Here is a 17091-nt window from a genome sequence, read left to right as displayed (position 1 = left end):
ATGATCATCGATCTGGTACGCAGCCTCGGCTCGTGGAGCTGGTGGCTCCTCGGCCTCGTCCTGCTCGCAGCAGAACTTGCCGTTCCCGGTGCCTTCCTGATCTGGATCGGGCTTGCCGCCATCATCATCGGCGCGCTGTCTCTGGCACTCTGGGATACCGGCATCTGGACCTGGCAGGTGCAGCTTCTGCTGTTTGCCGTGCTCGCGGTCGCACTGGCGGTGGTAGGGCGTCGCTTCTATTCGAGCCGTGGCGGCGAGAGCGATCAGCCGAACCTCAACCGGCGTGGCGAAAGCCTCGTCGGGCGCACCGCAACGCTGCACGAGCCGATCGCGGAAGGTCGCGGACGGATCAGGCTTGATGATACGTGGTGGTCGATCATCGGGCCGGACCTGCCAGCCGGCACGCAGGTCGTGATCATCGAATCAAATGGCCGCGATCTTCGCGTCGAAGCAACCGCCACCGTCTTGCGTCCCGCCTGAAACTCAGATGGGTTTCAGGCGACGCCGACGCGGAGCAGATCGTGGAAATGGACGATGCCGATCGGGCGCTGATCTTCGCCGACGACGAGAAGTGCACCGATACTATACTGGTTGAGAAGCGCGAGAGCCGCAGTCGCCAGCGTATCCTTGCCGACAGTCTTCGGACGAACGGTCATGACCTCGTCCACGGACATCTTCGTCAGGTCGACGTCGAGATGGCGCGCAATGTCGCCATCGGTGACGACGCCGACAAGCCGGCCCTCATCATCGGTAACACCGACGCAGCCGAACCGCTTGCGCGACAGTTCCTGCACCGCTTCCGGCATCAGAACGCCCTGGCGCACCAACGGAATGCTGTCGCCGACATGCATGAGGTCGCTGACATGCGACAGCATGGCGCCGAGCTTGCCGCCGGGATGATAGACGCGGAAATCGGTTGCCGAAAAACCGCGCGCTTCCAGAAGCGCCACAGCGAGCGCGTCGCCCATCGCAAGCTGCATCAGCGTGGAGGTGGTTGGAGCCAGCCCGTGCGGACAGGCTTCCTGTTCCTTCGGCAGAAGCAGAACGACATCTGCCGCTCTGCCGAGCGCTGAGACCTCACCAGACGTGAGTGCGATCAAAGGAATAGAAAAGCGACGGGTGAACGATACGATCCCCTGCAACTCGGCGGTCTCGCCGCTCCAGGACAGCGCCAGCACGACATCGCCGGGCGCAATCATGCCGAGATCGCCGTGGTTTGCTTCGACCGGATGCACGAAGAAGGCCGGCGTTCCTGTCGAGGCAAAGCTTGCAGCAATCTTTTTGCCGATATGGCCGCTCTTGCCGATGCCGGTCACGATGACACGACCGCTGATGCCACCGATCAGCTCGGCCGCTGCGCGGAACGGGCCGCCCAGGCCATTCTGAAGGGCATGATCAAGGGCTACAAGGCCCTGTTTTCCAAAGGCAATCGTCCGCAGGGCGGAATCAATGACATCGACCTCTGCGGCCTGCAACGCTCTCTTTATCATGTCGCAGGCTTAGCGCTTTTTCCTGGTCAAGTCCATCGCATTAGCCGCTGAGCAAGTATTGCGGACTTCGAGAAAACAATGCGTCGATCTTCGAAACCGGTCGCTGGCTAGAGTGTCGCTGAGCAAGGAAAGAACCGGGCAACGGGAAATCGCACAGCTGTTTGCGTACATCACTGACGCGCTCAGCGTTCCAAGATATTCGCGGAATAAATACGTCCAACGGCCCCCAGCACACTGCAGCCTGATGACGAACGGAGCCCCCTCGAATGTCGAGACGGCTCCTTCTATGGCATTTCGCAGACTGCAATCAGCAAGTGGTGGCACTTCCGTCGCAGGTGAGCTTTCCTGCTATGTTGCTGAACTGGTTATTCAAAGCGCCGCCGAGCGTTGTTGCGCCGGCAATCAAAGCAACGGAAATAAGTGCGGCAATGAGGCCATATTCGATGGCAGTCGCGCCCGACTCATCCTTCATCATGCGTGCAAGAATTGACATATAACTCTTCCCTGACTCGCCCCTCGGAACGGAATTGCTCCGATATCAAGTTTCTATACTTCAACTGTAGATACATTTTCTTAATGCGCTTAAACAAATCCAATGTGTGTAAATGTCACGTTTGACTTGGTTAAATCACCGTAAACGCGCGAATTCGCCAGCCTTGGGCAACCGGCGTTTGTGCCCTGCGACCATCCATGCGCGCTGGGAATGTTCATGCAAATGTAGTGGCATCTCCTGGCGAGTGGACGGATAGCGTGAAGGGCAGTCGCGCAGCCCCACGCGGCCGGTTTCACCAACTGTTAACCATAAACTAACCCTTTCGAGGCATACTTCGCGATAAATCCGACAAGGTGACATTCGTGTTTCAAAGCATACACTTAGCCAGGACGGACCTGTGGATGCGGAGCGACGCTGGACTTTGCCTTTGGATCAGCATTTCCGATTTCCGGGCAGTCCGATGATTATCAGCAGGACAAAAGCCACGACGCTTTCGTTGCGCGGCCGTGCGTATGGACTGCTGCTGGCCGGCTCGGCACTGATCCTCCCGTCGGCTGCCGTTTCGCAGAGCCTTTTTCCAGACAGTGGCAGCGCGCTTCCAGCCATTCCCAGCAGCCAGGTCGGAACAGCCGGAACATCGACGATTACCCGCAACACCCCGACTGCACCGGTCGGCGGGACGATTCCCGGCATAGTCGCCGTTGCCGGAGACGAACGGGCCGCCGATACGACGGCGCAACAGAGTGCGGCCGCGCGTGTTCAGGAGCCGGAAGTCGACTTCAACCAGCCGATCGGTCCGTCCGATCTCGAGCCGCTCGATGATGGTCCCGAGGCAATCGATCCGCAGGAGGCTCCGCGTCAAGAGGTGGATCCGACCGGCATCCGGCTCGGCACGTTCATGCTGCGCCCGTCCATCAATCAGAGCATCAACACAGAAATCACCCGCGAGAACGGATCGAAGGAAACGCGCAATTACGCGGCAACCGGGATTCGCGGAACGCTGACCTCCGACTGGTCACGGCATGCGCTGACAGTTACCGGCGAAACCACGATTGAGCACAATTTCACCAAGAGCAAGGAAGGCGAGGATCCGGAGGGCAAGATCAGCGCTGATCTGCGTCTCGATCTTGCAGACGATACCGTTGCGCATCTGACCAGCGGCTACAGCTTTACCCGTGAGGACAATGACGACCCGAACGCCGTCGGTGGCGCCGACGTCCAGTCCGGCGTGCACCTGTTCCAGACCGGGGCATCGATCGGTCGCGACATCGGCAAGATTAGAGCACTCGCCGCCGTCAACGGCTCTCGATATGTCTATACCGAGGCAAAGCTTGCGGACGGCGGCACGCTCAACATGAAAGACCGCAATCGCAGCGGCATCGATGGTCGACTGCGCCTCGGCTATGAACTTTCGCCTGCCCTCATCCCGTTTGGGGAAATCGCATCGGGCCACACATTCTACGATCGCAAGCGCGATGCTTCTGGCTATCAGCGCTCATCGCAGACCTATGCCGCGCGCACCGGCGTCGAGTTCGATTTCGGCGAGAAACTGCGCGGCGAGTTGGGAACGGGCTATGAGGTCGTCGACTACGAGGATAACCGCCTCAAGAATGTCGGTGGCATCAGCTTTGATGGCGATGCGACCTGGTCACCACAGCGCGGCACCGACGTCAATCTCGGTCTGCGCACGACAGTCCAGGATTCCACAACGCCCGGCGAAGGCGGATGGGTGGAGTATGAGCTCACCGCAGCGCTTGCGCACGAGATGCGCGACAGCGTCGTGGCACGCCTGAGCGGCAGCACCGTGTTCCGCAACTTTGATTCCGGCAGCGAAGACGAGGTCACCTGGCTTGCCGGCGCGGGGATAACATGGGCAATCAACCGCTATCTCGATCTCACGAGCGACGTTGAATACGAGAAAACCACGGGCGGCACCGAACAGAACATCGTTCGCGCGGGCATGGGGCTGACTCTGAAGCGATAGCGTCCATCAGGCAATCACGTTTCCGTGATATCTATCCCGGTACTGCCGCCACTCGGCGCCAACGCTTCGACATGTGTGCCTTCACAATAGGCATAAAGTACGAAGTCGCGCTAAACGGCCCGGGATCGGAATGGGTTCTGTCTCCAACATACCTTCCCGCGAACAATTATTTCCGCACTGCAGCAATCGTTGCTCCAGCTACTCCTCCAGCGCATGGCTTCTCCAGCCGATCAAGCCGTCCATGCACGTTGTACAAAGCTTGCGCCCGGGCTTCCGCCCACTTCCCCTCAGGACTGTGCGCAACATATAAGCGCTCACGACGAATTGTCGCAGTGCAGCATTAATGCACTCCATCGATACATCCTGATAGATTAGAGGCTCAACGTGGCTGGAATTCCAACAGACAGCGCGACCACACCGCGCACAGCAACAAGTTCGACGGCAGGTAACAATTACCGCTTCGCTCTCGTTGCCCTGACTTCCCTGTTTTTCATGTGGGGCTTTATCACCTGCCTGAACGACATTCTGATCCCGCACCTGAAGAACGTCTTCCAGCTCAACTACACCCAGTCGATGATGATCCAGCTGTGCTTCTTCGGCGCCTATTTCATCGTGTCGCTGCCGGCCGGCGCGCTTGTGAAGCGCATCAGCTACAAATGGGGCATCGTCGTCGGCCTGCTGATTGCAGCGATCGGCTGTGGGCTGTTCATCCCGGCTGCCAGCTACCGCGTCTATGCGCTGTTTCTCGGCGCGCTGTTTGTGCTGGCAAGCGGTGTCACCATTCTGCAGGTTGCCGCCAATCCCTATGTGACGGAGCTGGGCGCCCCTGAAACTGCCTCGAGCCGGCTGACGCTGACCCAGGCCTTCAACTCGCTCGGAACCACGATCGCACCGCTCTTCGGCGCCTTCCTCATCCTGTCGGCCGCGACCGGCGACATCCAGAGCGCCAGCGGCGAACAACTCGAAGCCTTGCGCCTCGCAGAGGCTGATGCCGTCCGCTTCCCTTACATGCTTCTGGCAATCGCCTTCCTCGTGCTGGCCGCCGTCTTTGCAGCCCTGAAGCTGCCGCATGTCGAAACGGAAGACACGACGGTCGCTGAAGGCGGCGAACGTAGCTCCGCGTGGGCCTACCGTCACCTCGTTCTCGGCGCGATCGGCCTGTTCGTCTATGTCGGCGCCGAAGTGTCGATCGGCTCGTTCCTGGTCAATTACCTGGCAGAACCAAGCATCGCCGGCATGCCGGAATCGGAAGCCGCTCATTACGTCGCCTATTTCTGGGGTGGCGCCATGATCGGTCGTTTCGTCGGCGCCTATGTCATGCGCTTCGTCGACGACGGCAAGGCGCTGGCGTTCAATGCCGGTGTTGCGATCCTTCTGATCCTGCTCACGGTGTTTGCCGGCGGCTCGCTGGCAATGTGGTCGGTGCTCGCCATCGGCCTGTTCAACTCGATCATGTTCCCGACCATCTTCAGCCTGGCACTCAAGGGTCTTGGTCGCCACACCAGCCAGGGATCGGGCATCCTCTGCCTGGCCATCGTCGGCGGTGCCATCCTGCCGGTCGTGCAGGGCATGCTGGCCGATACGGTCGGCATCCACCTCGCCTTCCTGATGCCGGCGATATGCTACCTCTACATCGCCTATTACGGCCTCAAAGGTCACAGGGCGGCCTGATCGAAGGCATCGGTCCCCGAAACGAAAAACGCCCCCGCGATCGTCTCGCGGGGGCGTTTTCTTTTGCAGTAACGGATAGGCTTACATCAGCTTCGAGACGAGCGCCTTCAGCGGCTCTTCGATCGCCGGGCGGATATCCGGGCGCTGCAGGGCAAAGGCGATATTGGCCATGATGAAGCCGTCCTTGGCGCCGCAGTCGTAGGTCTCGCCCTTGAAGTGGTAGCCGGCAAATTCCTGGCTCTTGGCCAGCGCCAGCATGCCGTCGGTCAACTGGATCTCGTTGCCGGCGCCACGTTCCTGGGTTTCCAGGATCTTGAAGATCTCCGGCTGCAGGATGTAGCGGCCGTTGATGAAGAAGTTCGAAGGGGCCGTACCCTTGGCAGGCTTTTCGACCATCTCGGTGATCTTGAAACCGTCGCCGACGGTCTCACCCTTGCCGACGATACCGTATTTGTGGGCCTGGTCCGGATCGCATTCCTCGACCGCGAGAACGTTGCCGCCGGTCTGGTCGTAAAGTTCGACCATGCCCTTGAGGCAGCTCTTTTCCGACGACATGATCATGTCCGGCAACAGGACCGCGAAGGGTTCGTTGCCGACGATGTCGCGCGCACACCAGACGGCGTGACCGAGACCGAGCGGAACCTGCTGGCGGGTGAAGCTCGCCGTACCGGCCTTCGGCAGGATATGCGAGAGCAGCGTCAGTTCGGCATTCTTGTTGCGCTCGCGCAGCATCTGCTCGAGTTCGAACTGAATATCGAAATAGTCTTCGATCACACCTTTGCCACGGCCGGTCACGAATACGAAATGTTCGATGCCGGCTTCCGCCGCTTCATCGACGACATACTGGATGACCGGCTTGTCGACGACCGTCAGCATTTCTTTTGGCACAGCCTTTGTGGCCGGCAGGAAGCGGGTGCCGAGGCCCGCAACAGGGAAGACTGCTTTACGAATTTTCCGTTCTTGTGACACTCATGCCTCCTGATGCATTTCGCTGTGCGGTTTCGGGTCTTTTGTCGGCTGTAATAAACATTTGCTACCTTTTAGCAAAGATCTGCCCCGGCCGCGCGTTTCATGGTAAAGAATTTGTTGACCCTATCCTGTTATCACATCGCTGAGCCGCATCCCGATCTCGCCATGATGGCCAGAATAAAAATGGACCGACTGCCGATGAAAAAAATCAGCCCCAATCGCTTCCGCGCAACGATCTTCTCGCTTGTCGCCGGCCTTGCCATATCGACCTGCGCGATAGATGCCCGCGCCGATGCCGGTTTCAAGACGTGGGTTGCAAATTTCTATTCGACTGCTGCCAAAAGCGGCATCAGTCGCTCGACCTATGATCGCGCCTTTGCAGGCATCAGCGGTCCCGACCAGGAAGTCCTGCGCAAGGCCGAGTACCAGCCGGAATTCAAGTCGAAAATCTGGGATTATCTCGACAGCCGCGTCAATCCCTACACGGTCAAGATCGGCCGCGAAATGGCTGCCCGCCATGGCGCGACGCTGAACGCCGTGGAGCGGCATTTCGGTGTCGACAGAAACATTCTCCTCGCCATCTGGTCGATGGAATCCAACTATGGCGCAGCTCTGGAAAACCCCGAACGTCTGCACCACGTGCCACAGGCACTAGCGACGCTCGGCTGGGGCGATCCGAAGCGCGGCAAGTTCGCGCGCAACCAGCTGATCGCCGCCTTGAAGATTCTTCAGGCAGGCGACGTATCCCCCAAGCAGCTGACCGGTTCCTGGGCAGGCGCGATGGGCCATACCCAGTTCATCCCGACGAGCTACCTGCTCTATGCGGTCGACGCTGATGGCAACGGCAAGCGCGACATCTGGCATTCGGTTCCCGATGCGCTGGCGACCTCCGCCAACCTCCTGGCCAAGAACGGCTGGACTGCCGGCAAGACCTGGGGCTACGAATCCGTGCTTCCCGCCGGCGCCGCAAAATACGAAGGCCAGAGCAAGACCCTGGCACAGTGGGCAGCGCTGGGCTTCCAGCGTCCGAACGGCAAGGGTTTTCCGCGCGGAGCAGACCGCGCGACATTGAAGCTGATGGCCGGCGCGAACGGTCCAGCCTACCTGATGCTCTCCAACTTCTTCACCATCAAGCGCTACAACGCAGCCGACAGCTACGCGCTCGCGGTCGGTCTTCTCGCCGACGAGATCGCCGGTTTCGGCGGTGTACAGCAGTCCTGGCCGCGCCCCAACGGCACGCTCGACATCAAGGAAAAGTTCGAGCTGCAGAGCCGCATGAAGGAACTCGGCTATTACGAAGGCGAAGTGGACGGCAATTTCGGCTCCGGCTCGAAGGCCGCGATCTCCGCCATCCAGAAGCGTCTCGGCATGCAGCCGGATGGCGAGCCGTCGCATTCTCTTCTCAAGGCGATCCGTTGAGGCTAGCATGCGATGCGCCGCAATCGTGAACGGTGCGGCCAAAAGGCATGAAAACGATGAAGCTCTTGCGCCACAACAGGCCAAACCGACGCCTGGTCCGGACGGTATTCATGGTAGCGACCAGCCTCGTGCTGTCGCTGCCATCAACCGTTTCGTTTGCCCAGGACGGCGGCGATCGGCGCAACCTGTTCGACATGCTGTTCGGTGCGCCGCGCACAGAGCGATATGAACGCTACGAACGTCCGACCCGGCGATATGACCGGCAGGATGGATCGATCATTGAGATGGCGCCACGCCGGCAGAGAAGCCGTGCCACTCCGCAGGCTGCGGTTCCCCGCACGAGGACGGCGCCGATACCCTCTCAGCCCCAGGCCGAACCCGTCGCCAAACTGGAAACCGCCAAAAAGATCCTCGTTATCGGCGATTTTCTCGCCGGCAATATCGGGGGTGAGCTGGAAGCGACGTTTGCGACCTCCCCGGGGGTTTCGATCATCAGCCGCAGCGACGGATCCTCCGGCCTGGTGCGCGACGACCATTACGACTGGCTTGGCCAACTGCCGGCTATTCTCGACGAGGCCAAACCCGCGATCGTGGTCGTCATGCTGGGTGCCAACGACCGCCAGCAAATGGACACCGCCAGCGGACGCGAGAAATTCCGCACGGATGCCTGGTTCAAACAATATGAAACCCGTGTCGCGGAGCTTGCCGGCATGATCGCGCAGCGCAAGCTGACGCTGCTTTGGGTCGGCCTGCCGGCGTTCCAGTCGCCATCGATGATGGCGGACGCGGTCACGCTCAACACGCTTTATCGGGGACAGGTGGAGAAGGTCGGCGGCGAATTCGTCGACATCTGGGACGGCTTCGTCGACGAGGACGGCAGGTTCGTCCTGACTGGCTCGGACGTCAACGGACAGCAGGTACGCCTGCGCAATTCCGACGGCATCACGCTCACCAAGCCCGGCAAGGAAAAGCTCGCCTTCTATGTCGACAAGGTCCTGCGCCGGCATCTGGGCGACATGGCAAGCCCCGATCTCGCCAAATTCGACAGCAGCACCCTCCCGCCGCTCCAGACGCTCGAATCTCCTGCCAACCCCGAAGTGCCCGTACGGCCGATCAGCCTGGTTGACCCGGAGCTGGACGGCGGCCAGGAGCTTCTGGGCGGCAATGCGCCACCGGCCCGTCTAACGGAAACGCCGCGCGACAAACTGGTCAAACGCGGCGAACTCGAGCCCGCCCCGGCCGGTCGGATCGACGACTACCGGCTCACGACCCAGTAGGTCTTTGACACGAGCGCGAGCTCTCGCCTGTAGCTTCGCGAAAAAACGTGCTACATAGTCATAAATTCCCAGTTCAGACGTGCATGGCCTAGCTGATCTCTTTTATCGGAGTGCCCGCATGAACCTGCTTTTTCGCGTTATCGTATCAACGATTCTGCTTGCGACGCCGGTCCTTGCAGACGTTCCGCCGTTTCCATCCACCTTCAGGACCCAAACTGTCCATGTCGGCAACGTAGACATCCATCTCCGGATTGGCGGCAGGGGACCTGCCGTCGTTCTGCTACATGGCTACGGCGAAACCGGCGACATGTGGGCGCCGCTGGCTGCAAAGCTCGAGATGGATCATCTGGTCATCGTTCCCGATCTTCGCGGCATGGGTCTGTCATCACACCCCGAAGGCGGCTTCGACAAGGCAAGCCAGGCCCGCGACCTGGCCACCATTCTGAACGGACTGCACATTGATCGTTTCTCGCTGGTCACGCACGATATCGGCAACATGGTGGGCTTTGCCCTCGCGACGCAGCAACCCGCCCGCGTGACTCGCTTCGCGCTGCTCGATGCGCCCGTTCCCGGCATCGGCCCATGGGACGAGATCCTGAAAAACCCGCTTCTCTGGCATTTCCGCTTCGGGGGGCCGGACATGGAGCGTCTCGTCGCCGGGCGCGAGCGGATCTATCTGGACCGGTTCTGGAACGAATTTTCCGCCGACCCAAAGCGGTTCGACGAAGCATCCCGCAAACACTATGCCGCCCTCTATGCCTTGCCAGGCGCCATGCATTCCGGCTTCGCCCAGTTCGCGGCCTTCGACCAGGATGCGATCGACAACCGCGCCTGGGCAGCCACGGGCGCAAAACTGGAAATGCCCATTCTGGCCGTTGGCGGTGAAAAGTCCTTCGGGCCGGGCATGGCGGCGGTGATGCGCACCGCAGCCACGCAGGTCAGCGAGGGCGTAATCGCCGATGCCGGCCACTGGCTGCTGGAAGAACAGCCGGATGCCACCGTCAAGATGATCGACGCGTTTCTCTCCAGCAGCGAGTGATGCGATCACAAAACCAGGCGCTTATTGTGGAAAGCAAGCGTCGCCCAAGCAGCAATTCGCTTCGATCCTACTGATGACCGTCTGCGCGCAGGAATCGGATCGTGAAATTACTGATCCGGGCGATGCACAGCGTATCGAGCAGGCCAAGATCGATTGCGGGATGGTCATGGGCAAGCATGACCTGATTCTCCCGAAACAAAAACGGCCCCTCCCCGCGAAACGGAGAGAGGCCGTTCATTTTGACATATCAGTTAGCGCGGCAGGACGCTCGATCCCATCAGCGCTTCGTCGATGGCTCGTGCTGCCTGACGGCCTTCGCGGATCGCCCACACCACCAACGACTGGCCGCGGCGAACGTCGCCGGCGGTCCACAGCTTATCGACCGAGGTCTTGTAGTCGCGTTCGTTGGCGATGACGTTGGTCGAGCCGCGGCGGTCGACATTGAGCGCCAGCTTGCCGTCGAGTTCGGACAGCACACTGTCCGTTGCCGGGCCGGAGAAGCCGATGGCGATGAAGGCGAGATCGGCCTTGATGATGAAGTCGGTGCCCGCGATCGGCTGGCGGCGATCGTCTACCTCGCAGCAGCGAACGCCGGTCAGCTGGCCGTCTTCGCCGACGAATTCGAGTGTTGCCACCTGGAATTCGCGGATCGCTCCTTCGGCCTGGCTGGACGAGGTGCGCATCTTGGTGGCCCAGAACGGCCACACCGCGAGCTTGTCTTCCTTTTCCGGCGGCTGCGGGCGGATGTCGAGCTGGGTCACCTTGACGGCGCCCTGGCGGAACGCGGTGCCGACGCAGTCAGACGCGGTATCGCCACCGCCGACGACGACGATATGCTTGCCACCGGCGAGGATCGGCTCGGCCGCCCAGGCGACGCTGTCGATATTCTCGCGACCGATGCGGCGGTTCTGCTGCACCAGATACGGCATCGCATCATAGACGCCGTGCAGTTCCGTGCCGGGAATGCCGGCCGGACGCGGGGTTTCCGATCCGCCGCAATAGAGCACGGCATCGAATTCCGCAGTCAGTTCTTCGACCTTCTTGTCGACGCCGATATTGACGCCGTAGTGGAAGGTGACGCCTTCGCCGGTCATCTGCTCGACGCGGCGGTCGATGAAGTTCTTCTCCATCTTGAAATCAGGAATGCCGTAGCGCAGCAGACCGCCGGCCTTGGACTCGCGCTCGAACAGATGCACGTCGTGCCCGGCGCGCGAAAGCTGCTGGGCCGCCGCCATGCCAGCAGGACCGGAGCCGATGACGGCAACCTTGCGGCCAGTCTTCACGGTCGCCGGCTGCGGCACGATATAGCCCAGCTCATAGGCCTTGTCGGCAATCGCCTGCTCGACGGTCTTGATCGCGACCGGCGCATCTTCGAGGTTGAGCGTGCAAGCTTCCTCGCACGGCGCGGGACAAACGCGACCGGTGAATTCCGGGAAGTTGTTGGTGGAATGAAGGTTGCGGATCGCCTCCTCCCACTTGTTGTTGTAGACGAGGTCGTTCCAGTCGGGGATCTGGTTATGAACAGGGCAACCGGTCGGGCCATGGCAATAGGGGATGCCACAGTCCATGCAGCGGGCCGCCTGTTTCGTCACTTCCGCATCCGACATCGGAATGGTGAATTCGCGGAAATGGCGGATACGATCGGACGCCGGCTGGTACTTGCCAACCTGCCGGTCGATTTCCATGAATCCCGTAACTTTGCCCATAGTCTTTCCCTCAGTTCACAGAGGCGGCCATTGCGGCCCCCAGTACCAGTAGGCGAAACCGATCACCGCCCCCAGCACCACAAATTCCAAAACTAGCGCACCGTTGACCAGTGCGGCGACCGTTGGAACAGCCGCGGCGATTGCCACGGCCGTTCCGGCATGAACGATGCGTCCAATGCGGTTCACTCCGCAGCCACGCCCATCCGCATCCGTTCCATCTCCACCAGTGCACGGCGATATTCGACCGGCATGACCTTGCGGAACTTTGGACGGAACTCGCTCCAGCGGTCGAGAATGTCCTTGGCGCGGGTCGAGCCGGTATAGTGCATGTGGTTGGAGATCAGCTGGTAGAGCCGCTCCTCGTCGTGACGCGTCATGTCTTCGGAAACGTCCACGCGTCCCTTGTGCATGATGTCGCCGCCGTGGTGGTGCAGCTTTTCCAGCATGTCGTCTTCTTCCGGAACCGGCTCCAGTTCCACCATCGCCATGTTGCAGCGCTTGGCGAAATCGCCCGTCTCATCCAGCACGTAAGCCACGCCGCCCGACATGCCGGCTGCGAAGTTGCGGCCGGTTTCGCCGAGCACGACGACGATGCCGCCGGTCATGTATTCGCAGCCGTGGTCGCCCACGCCCTCGACCACCGCGATGGCGCCCGAGTTGCGCACCGAGAAACGCTCGCCGGCAACGCCGCGGAAGTAGCACTCGCCGGTCGTTGCGCCGTAAAGCACGGTGTTTCCGACGATGATCGAGTTCTCAGCGACGATGCTGGAGTTTTCCGGAGGCCGCACGATGATGCGCCCACCCGACAGACCCTTGCCGACATAGTCGTTGCCGTCACCGATCAGATCGAACGTGATGCCGCGTGCGAGGAAGGCCGCGAACGACTGACCGGCCGTGCCGCGCAGCGTCACATGGATCGTATCGTCCTTAAGACCCTTCTGGCCCCAGCGCTTGACCAGCGCACCCGACAGCATGGCGCCGACGGACCGGTCGACGTTCTTGATCGGCACTTCGAAGACGACAGGCTCCTTGCTTTCAAGGGCTGCCTGCGACTTCTCGATCAGCTTGCGGTCGAGAATATCGTCGATCGGATGCTTCTGCCGCTCGGTCCAGTAGGTCGCAGACTTCGGAGCCTCAACCTTGTGGAACAGCTTGGTGAAGTCGAGGCCCTGCGACTTCCAATGCGCCAGCATGTCGTCCTTCTCGAGCAGCTCGGAAAGGCCGATGATCTCGTCGAACTTGGTAAAGCCAAGCGATGCGAGGATCTCGCGCACTTCCTCAGCCACGAAGAAGAAGTAGTTGATCACGTGTTCCGGCGTGCCCTTGAAGCGCTTGCGCAGAACCGGATCCTGCGTCGCGACACCGACGGGGCAGGTGTTGAGATGGCACTTGCGCATCATGATGCAGCCGGCGGCAATGACCGGCGCCGTCGCAAAGCCGAACTCGTCGGCTCCGAGCAGCGCGCCGATGATGACGTCGCGGCCGGTCTTCAGGCCACCATCGACCTGCAGCGCGATACGCGACCGCAGACCGTTCAGCACCAGCGTCTGCTGGGTCTCGGCAAGGCCGATTTCCCAAGGGGAACCGGCATGCTTCAGCGAGGTCAGCGGCGAAGCACCCGTGCCGCCGTCGAAGCCTGCGACCGTGATATGGTCGGCGCGTGCCTTCGCAACGCCAGCCGCAACCGTGCCAACGCCCACTTCCGAGACCAGCTTGACGGAGATGTCGGAGGTCGGGTTGACGTTCTTCAGGTCATAGATCAGCTGCGCCAGATCTTCGATCGAATAGATATCGTGATGCGGCGGCGGCGAGATGAGGCCGACCCCCGGCGTCGAGTGACGGGTCTTGGCAACGGTCGCATCCACCTTGTGGCCGGGCAACTGACCGCCCTCGCCGGGCTTTGCACCCTGCGCCACCTTGATCTGCAGCATATCCGCATTGACCAGATACTCGGTCGTCACACCGAAGCGGCCGGATGCGATCTGCTTGATCGCCGAACGCTCCGGGTTCATCGAACCGTCGGCGAGCGGCAGATAACGATCGCTTTCCTCGCCGCCTTCACCGGTGTTCGACTTGCCGCCGATGCGGTTCATGGCAATCGCAAGCGTCGTATGCGCCTCACGGGAAATCGAGCCGAACGACATGGCGCCGGTCGAGAACCGCTTGACGATATCGACTGCGGGCTCCACCTCGTCGAGCGACACCGGCTTGCGGCCGGACCGTTCCGCCGACTTGATCTTGAACAGGCCGCGAATGGTGTTCATCCGCACCGCGCTCTCGTTCACCATTTCGGCGAACTCGCGGTAGCGATCCTGGCTGTTGCCGCGCACGGCATGCTGCAGGGTGGCGACCACATCCGGCGTCCAGGCATGGCTTTCGCCACGCATGCGGTAGGCATATTCGCCGCCGATATCGAGCGACGAGGCGAGAACCGGATCCTTGCCGAAGGCTGCACGGTGGCGGGTAACGGTTTCCTCGGCGATATGATCGAGGCCGATACCTTCGATCGACGTCGCGGTGCCGAAGAAATACTGGTTGACCAGCTCGGTGTTCAGACCGACGGCATCGAAGATCTGGCCGCCGCAATAGGACTGGTAGGTCGAGATGCCCATCTTGGACATGACCTTGAGGATGCCCTTGCCGACCGCCTTGATGTAGCGCGAGACGATCTCGGAACTGTCCACTTCCTTCGGAAACTCGCCGCGCATATGCATGTCAGTCAGCGTGTCGAAGGCGAGATAAGGGTTGATGGCTTCGGCACCGTAACCGGCGAGAAGGCAGAAATGGTGGATCTCGCGCGGCTCGCCCGATTCGACGACGAGACCGACCGAGGTGCGAAGACCCTTGCGGATCAGATGGTGGTGCACGGCAGCTGTCGCGAGAAGCGCCGGGATGGCAATCCGGTCCGGTCCGATCTGGCGGTCGGAGAGGACGATGATGTTATAGCCGCCCTTGACCGCCGCTTCCGCACGCTCGCAGAGGCGATCGAGCATTTCCGGCATGCCTTCGGCGCCGCGCTCGATATCGTAGGTGAAATCGAGCGTCTTGGTGTCGAAACGGTCTTCCGTGTGACCGATCGAGCGGATTTTTTCCAGATCGCCGTTGGTGAGGATCGGCTGGCGCACTTCCAGACGCTTGGCGTTGGCGGCACCTTCATGGTCGAGAATGTTCGGCCTCGGCCCGATGAAGGAGACGAGGCTCATGACGAGCTCTTCGCGGATCGGATCGATCGGCGGGTTCGTCACCTGCGCGAAATTCTGCTTGAAATAGGTGTAAAGCAGCTTCGACTTTTGCGACATCGCCGAGATCGGCGTGTCGGTGCCCATCGATCCCACGGCTTCCTGACCGGTCGTCGCCATCGGCGACATCAGGATCTTGGTATCTTCGGACGTGTAGCCGAACGCCTGCTGGCGATCGAGCAGCGACACGTCGCGGCGCAGCGCCCGCGGTTCGACCGGCTTCAGGTCCTCGAGGATCAGCTGCGTGCGGTCCAGCCACTTTTCGTAAGGATGGCGGGTCGCAAGCGTCGTCTTCAACTCCTCGTCGGAGATGATCTGACCCTTTTCCATGTCGATCAGCAGCATCTTGCCAGGCTGCAGACGCCACTTCTTGATGATGCTTTCTTCCGGCACCGGCAGCGTGCCGGCTTCGGATGCCAAAATGATGCGATCGTCGTCGGTGACGAGGTAACGGGCCGGGCGCAGACCGTTGCGGTCGAGCGTCGCGCCGATCTGGCGGCCATCGGTAAAGCATACGGCAGCCGGACCGTCCCATGGCTCCATCAGAGCCGCATGGTACTCGTAGAACGCTTTGCGCTCCTTCGACATCGACTGGTTGCCGGCCCAGGCTTCGGGGATCAGCATCATCATCGCATGCGCCAGCGAATAGCCGCCGCGCAGCAGGAATTCGAGTGCGTTGTCGAAGCAGGCGGTATCGGACTGGCCCTCGTAGGAGATCGGCCAGAGCTTGGAAATGTCGTCGCCGAACAGTGGCGAGGACACCGATGCCTGACGCGCCGCCATCCAGTTGACGTTGGAGCGCAGCGTGTTGATTTCGCCGTTATGGGCAACCATGCGGTATGGATGCGCCAGCTTCCAAGACGGGAACGTGTTGGTGGAGAACCGCTGGTGCACGAGGGCGACAGCACTTTCAAACCGCGGGTCGGCCAGATCCTTGTAATAGGCGCCGACCTGATAGGCGAGGAACATGCCCTTGTAGACGATCGTCGTCGATGACAGCGATACCGGATAGAAGCCGGTTTCCTGACCGCCGAACTGATCGTAGATTCGGTTGGAGATGACCTTGCGAATGAGGAAGAGCTTGCGCTCGAAATCCTGATTGGTCGCAGCATCGCGGCCGGCGCCAATGAACACCTGGAGGTGATAGGGCTCGGTACCGGCAATATCCGGCGCCTTGGACAGCGAGGAGTTGTCGACGGGCACTTCGCGGAAGCCGATGAACTGCTGGCCCTCTTCGGCCGTCACATCGACGATGACCTTCTTGAAGTGCTCGATCTGATCCGGGTCACGCGGCAGGAAGAAGTGACCGACGGCATACTCGCCAGCCTTGGGCAGGGTGATGCCCTGCTTTGCCATTTCCTCGCGGAAGAACTTGTCGGGGATCTGCAGCAGAATGCCGGCACCATCGCCCATCAGCGGATCAGCGCCGACGGCGCCGCGATGGGTGAGGTTTTCCAGAATGAACAGGCCATCCTTGATGATCTGGTGCGACTTCTGGCCCTTCATATGGGCGATGAAGCCGACGCCGCAGGCATCGTGCTCGTTGCGCGGGTTGTAAAGCCCCTGCGCTGCCGGAATGCCGGAGGCAATGAATGGCAGACGCTGTTCGACGCCCGAGCCAGCTTCCGCCGCGGTTGCGGTAGCGGGCAGACAGTGCACTTCAGGAACATTCTTCGTCATTGCTATTCCTCCTGTTGGCCACTCACGATCGAGCTTGCAAACGGCGTATTCTTCATTTCACCCGAAGAAATGCCTCGTCCTTTCAGGTGGCAGACTGCGGAAGCAGGAAGCCCTTGAGAGCACG

Annotated in this window: 12 protein-coding genes; 6 read left to right on the top strand and 6 right to left on the bottom strand. The window is 60.9% G+C overall.

Going from position 1 to position 17091, the window contains the following annotated elements; translation table 11 throughout:
* Entirely contained in the window at positions 1–480 is a 480-nt protein-coding gene (locus AC0JZ8_RS09385; protein WP_471892361.1) for an NfeD family protein, read from the top strand.
* A 14-nt stretch (positions 481–494) separates the two neighbouring features.
* Here AC0JZ8_RS09385 and AC0JZ8_RS09380 read toward each other — a convergent pair whose 3' ends face one another.
* Both AC0JZ8_RS09380 and AC0JZ8_RS09375 read right to left on the bottom strand, forming a co-directional pair.
* Positions 495–1490 (bottom strand): KpsF/GutQ family sugar-phosphate isomerase, encoded by a 996-nt coding sequence (locus AC0JZ8_RS09380; RefSeq protein ID WP_113109756.1) that lies wholly within the window; start codon positions 1488–1490, stop codon positions 495–497.
* A 307-nt stretch (positions 1491–1797) separates the two neighbouring features.
* Positions 1798–1983 (bottom strand): Flp family type IVb pilin, encoded by a 186-nt coding sequence (locus tag AC0JZ8_RS09375; protein WP_062460949.1) that lies wholly within the window; start codon positions 1981–1983, stop codon positions 1798–1800.
* 460 nt (positions 1984–2443) lie between these two features.
* On the opposite strand from AC0JZ8_RS09375, the gene AC0JZ8_RS09370 reads away from it, so the two are divergent.
* Both AC0JZ8_RS09370 and fucP read left to right on the top strand, forming a co-directional pair.
* Positions 2444–3967, top strand: coding sequence for an outer membrane beta-barrel protein (locus AC0JZ8_RS09370; protein WP_471892360.1), 1524 nt, complete (start codon positions 2444–2446; stop codon positions 3965–3967).
* A 393-nt stretch (positions 3968–4360) separates the two neighbouring features.
* Positions 4361–5638, top strand: a complete 1278-nt coding sequence (gene fucP / locus AC0JZ8_RS09365; protein WP_471893346.1) for an L-fucose:H+ symporter permease — start codon at positions 4361–4363, stop codon at positions 5636–5638.
* 81 nt (positions 5639–5719) lie between these two features.
* Here the strand turns inward: fucP and galU are convergent, their stop codons facing one another.
* Positions 5720–6607, bottom strand: a complete 888-nt coding sequence (gene galU / locus AC0JZ8_RS09360; protein WP_062460958.1) for a UTP--glucose-1-phosphate uridylyltransferase GalU — start codon at positions 6605–6607, stop codon at positions 5720–5722.
* A 198-nt stretch (positions 6608–6805) separates the two neighbouring features.
* Between galU and AC0JZ8_RS09355 the strand changes: the two genes are divergently transcribed.
* The 3 genes from AC0JZ8_RS09355 to AC0JZ8_RS09345 all read left to right on the top strand — a co-directional run bounded on the left by AC0JZ8_RS09355 (position 6806) and on the right by AC0JZ8_RS09345 (position 10342).
* Complete coding sequence (locus AC0JZ8_RS09355; protein WP_082472037.1) at positions 6806–8026, top strand: lytic murein transglycosylase; 1221 nt, start codon at positions 6806–6808, stop codon at positions 8024–8026.
* Between the two features lie 110 nt (positions 8027–8136).
* Entirely contained in the window at positions 8137–9303 is a 1167-nt protein-coding gene (locus AC0JZ8_RS09350; protein WP_471892359.1) for an SGNH/GDSL hydrolase family protein, read from the top strand.
* 118 nt (positions 9304–9421) lie between these two features.
* Complete coding sequence (locus AC0JZ8_RS09345) at positions 9422–10342, top strand: alpha/beta fold hydrolase (RefSeq protein WP_471892358.1); 921 nt, start codon at positions 9422–9424, stop codon at positions 10340–10342.
* A gap of 251 nt (positions 10343–10593) precedes the next feature.
* Here the strand turns inward: AC0JZ8_RS09345 and AC0JZ8_RS09340 are convergent, their stop codons facing one another.
* The 3 genes from AC0JZ8_RS09340 to gltB are packed head-to-tail and all read right to left on the bottom strand — an operon-like array spanning position 10594 to position 16967.
* Positions 10594–12048 (bottom strand): glutamate synthase subunit beta, encoded by a 1455-nt coding sequence (locus tag AC0JZ8_RS09340; protein ID WP_092659813.1) that lies wholly within the window; start codon positions 12046–12048, stop codon positions 10594–10596.
* Between the two features lie 15 nt (positions 12049–12063).
* Positions 12064–12234, bottom strand: coding sequence for a hypothetical protein (locus AC0JZ8_RS09335; protein ID WP_174196068.1), 171 nt, complete (start codon positions 12232–12234; stop codon positions 12064–12066).
* Positions 12231–16967 carry a glutamate synthase large subunit gene (gene gltB / locus AC0JZ8_RS09330; protein ID WP_471892357.1) on the bottom strand — a complete coding sequence of 1579 codons (4737 nt, stop codon included), beginning with the start codon at positions 16965–16967 and terminating at the stop codon, positions 12231–12233. The genes AC0JZ8_RS09335 and gltB overlap by 4 nt, the downstream gene beginning before the upstream one ends.
* Positions 16968–17091: the final 124 nt, after the last annotated feature.

Source organism: Velazquezella soli, assembly GCF_977018685.1.
Note: the sequence above shows the minus strand (reverse complement) of the source record. Positions and strands in the feature narration are given on the sequence as shown.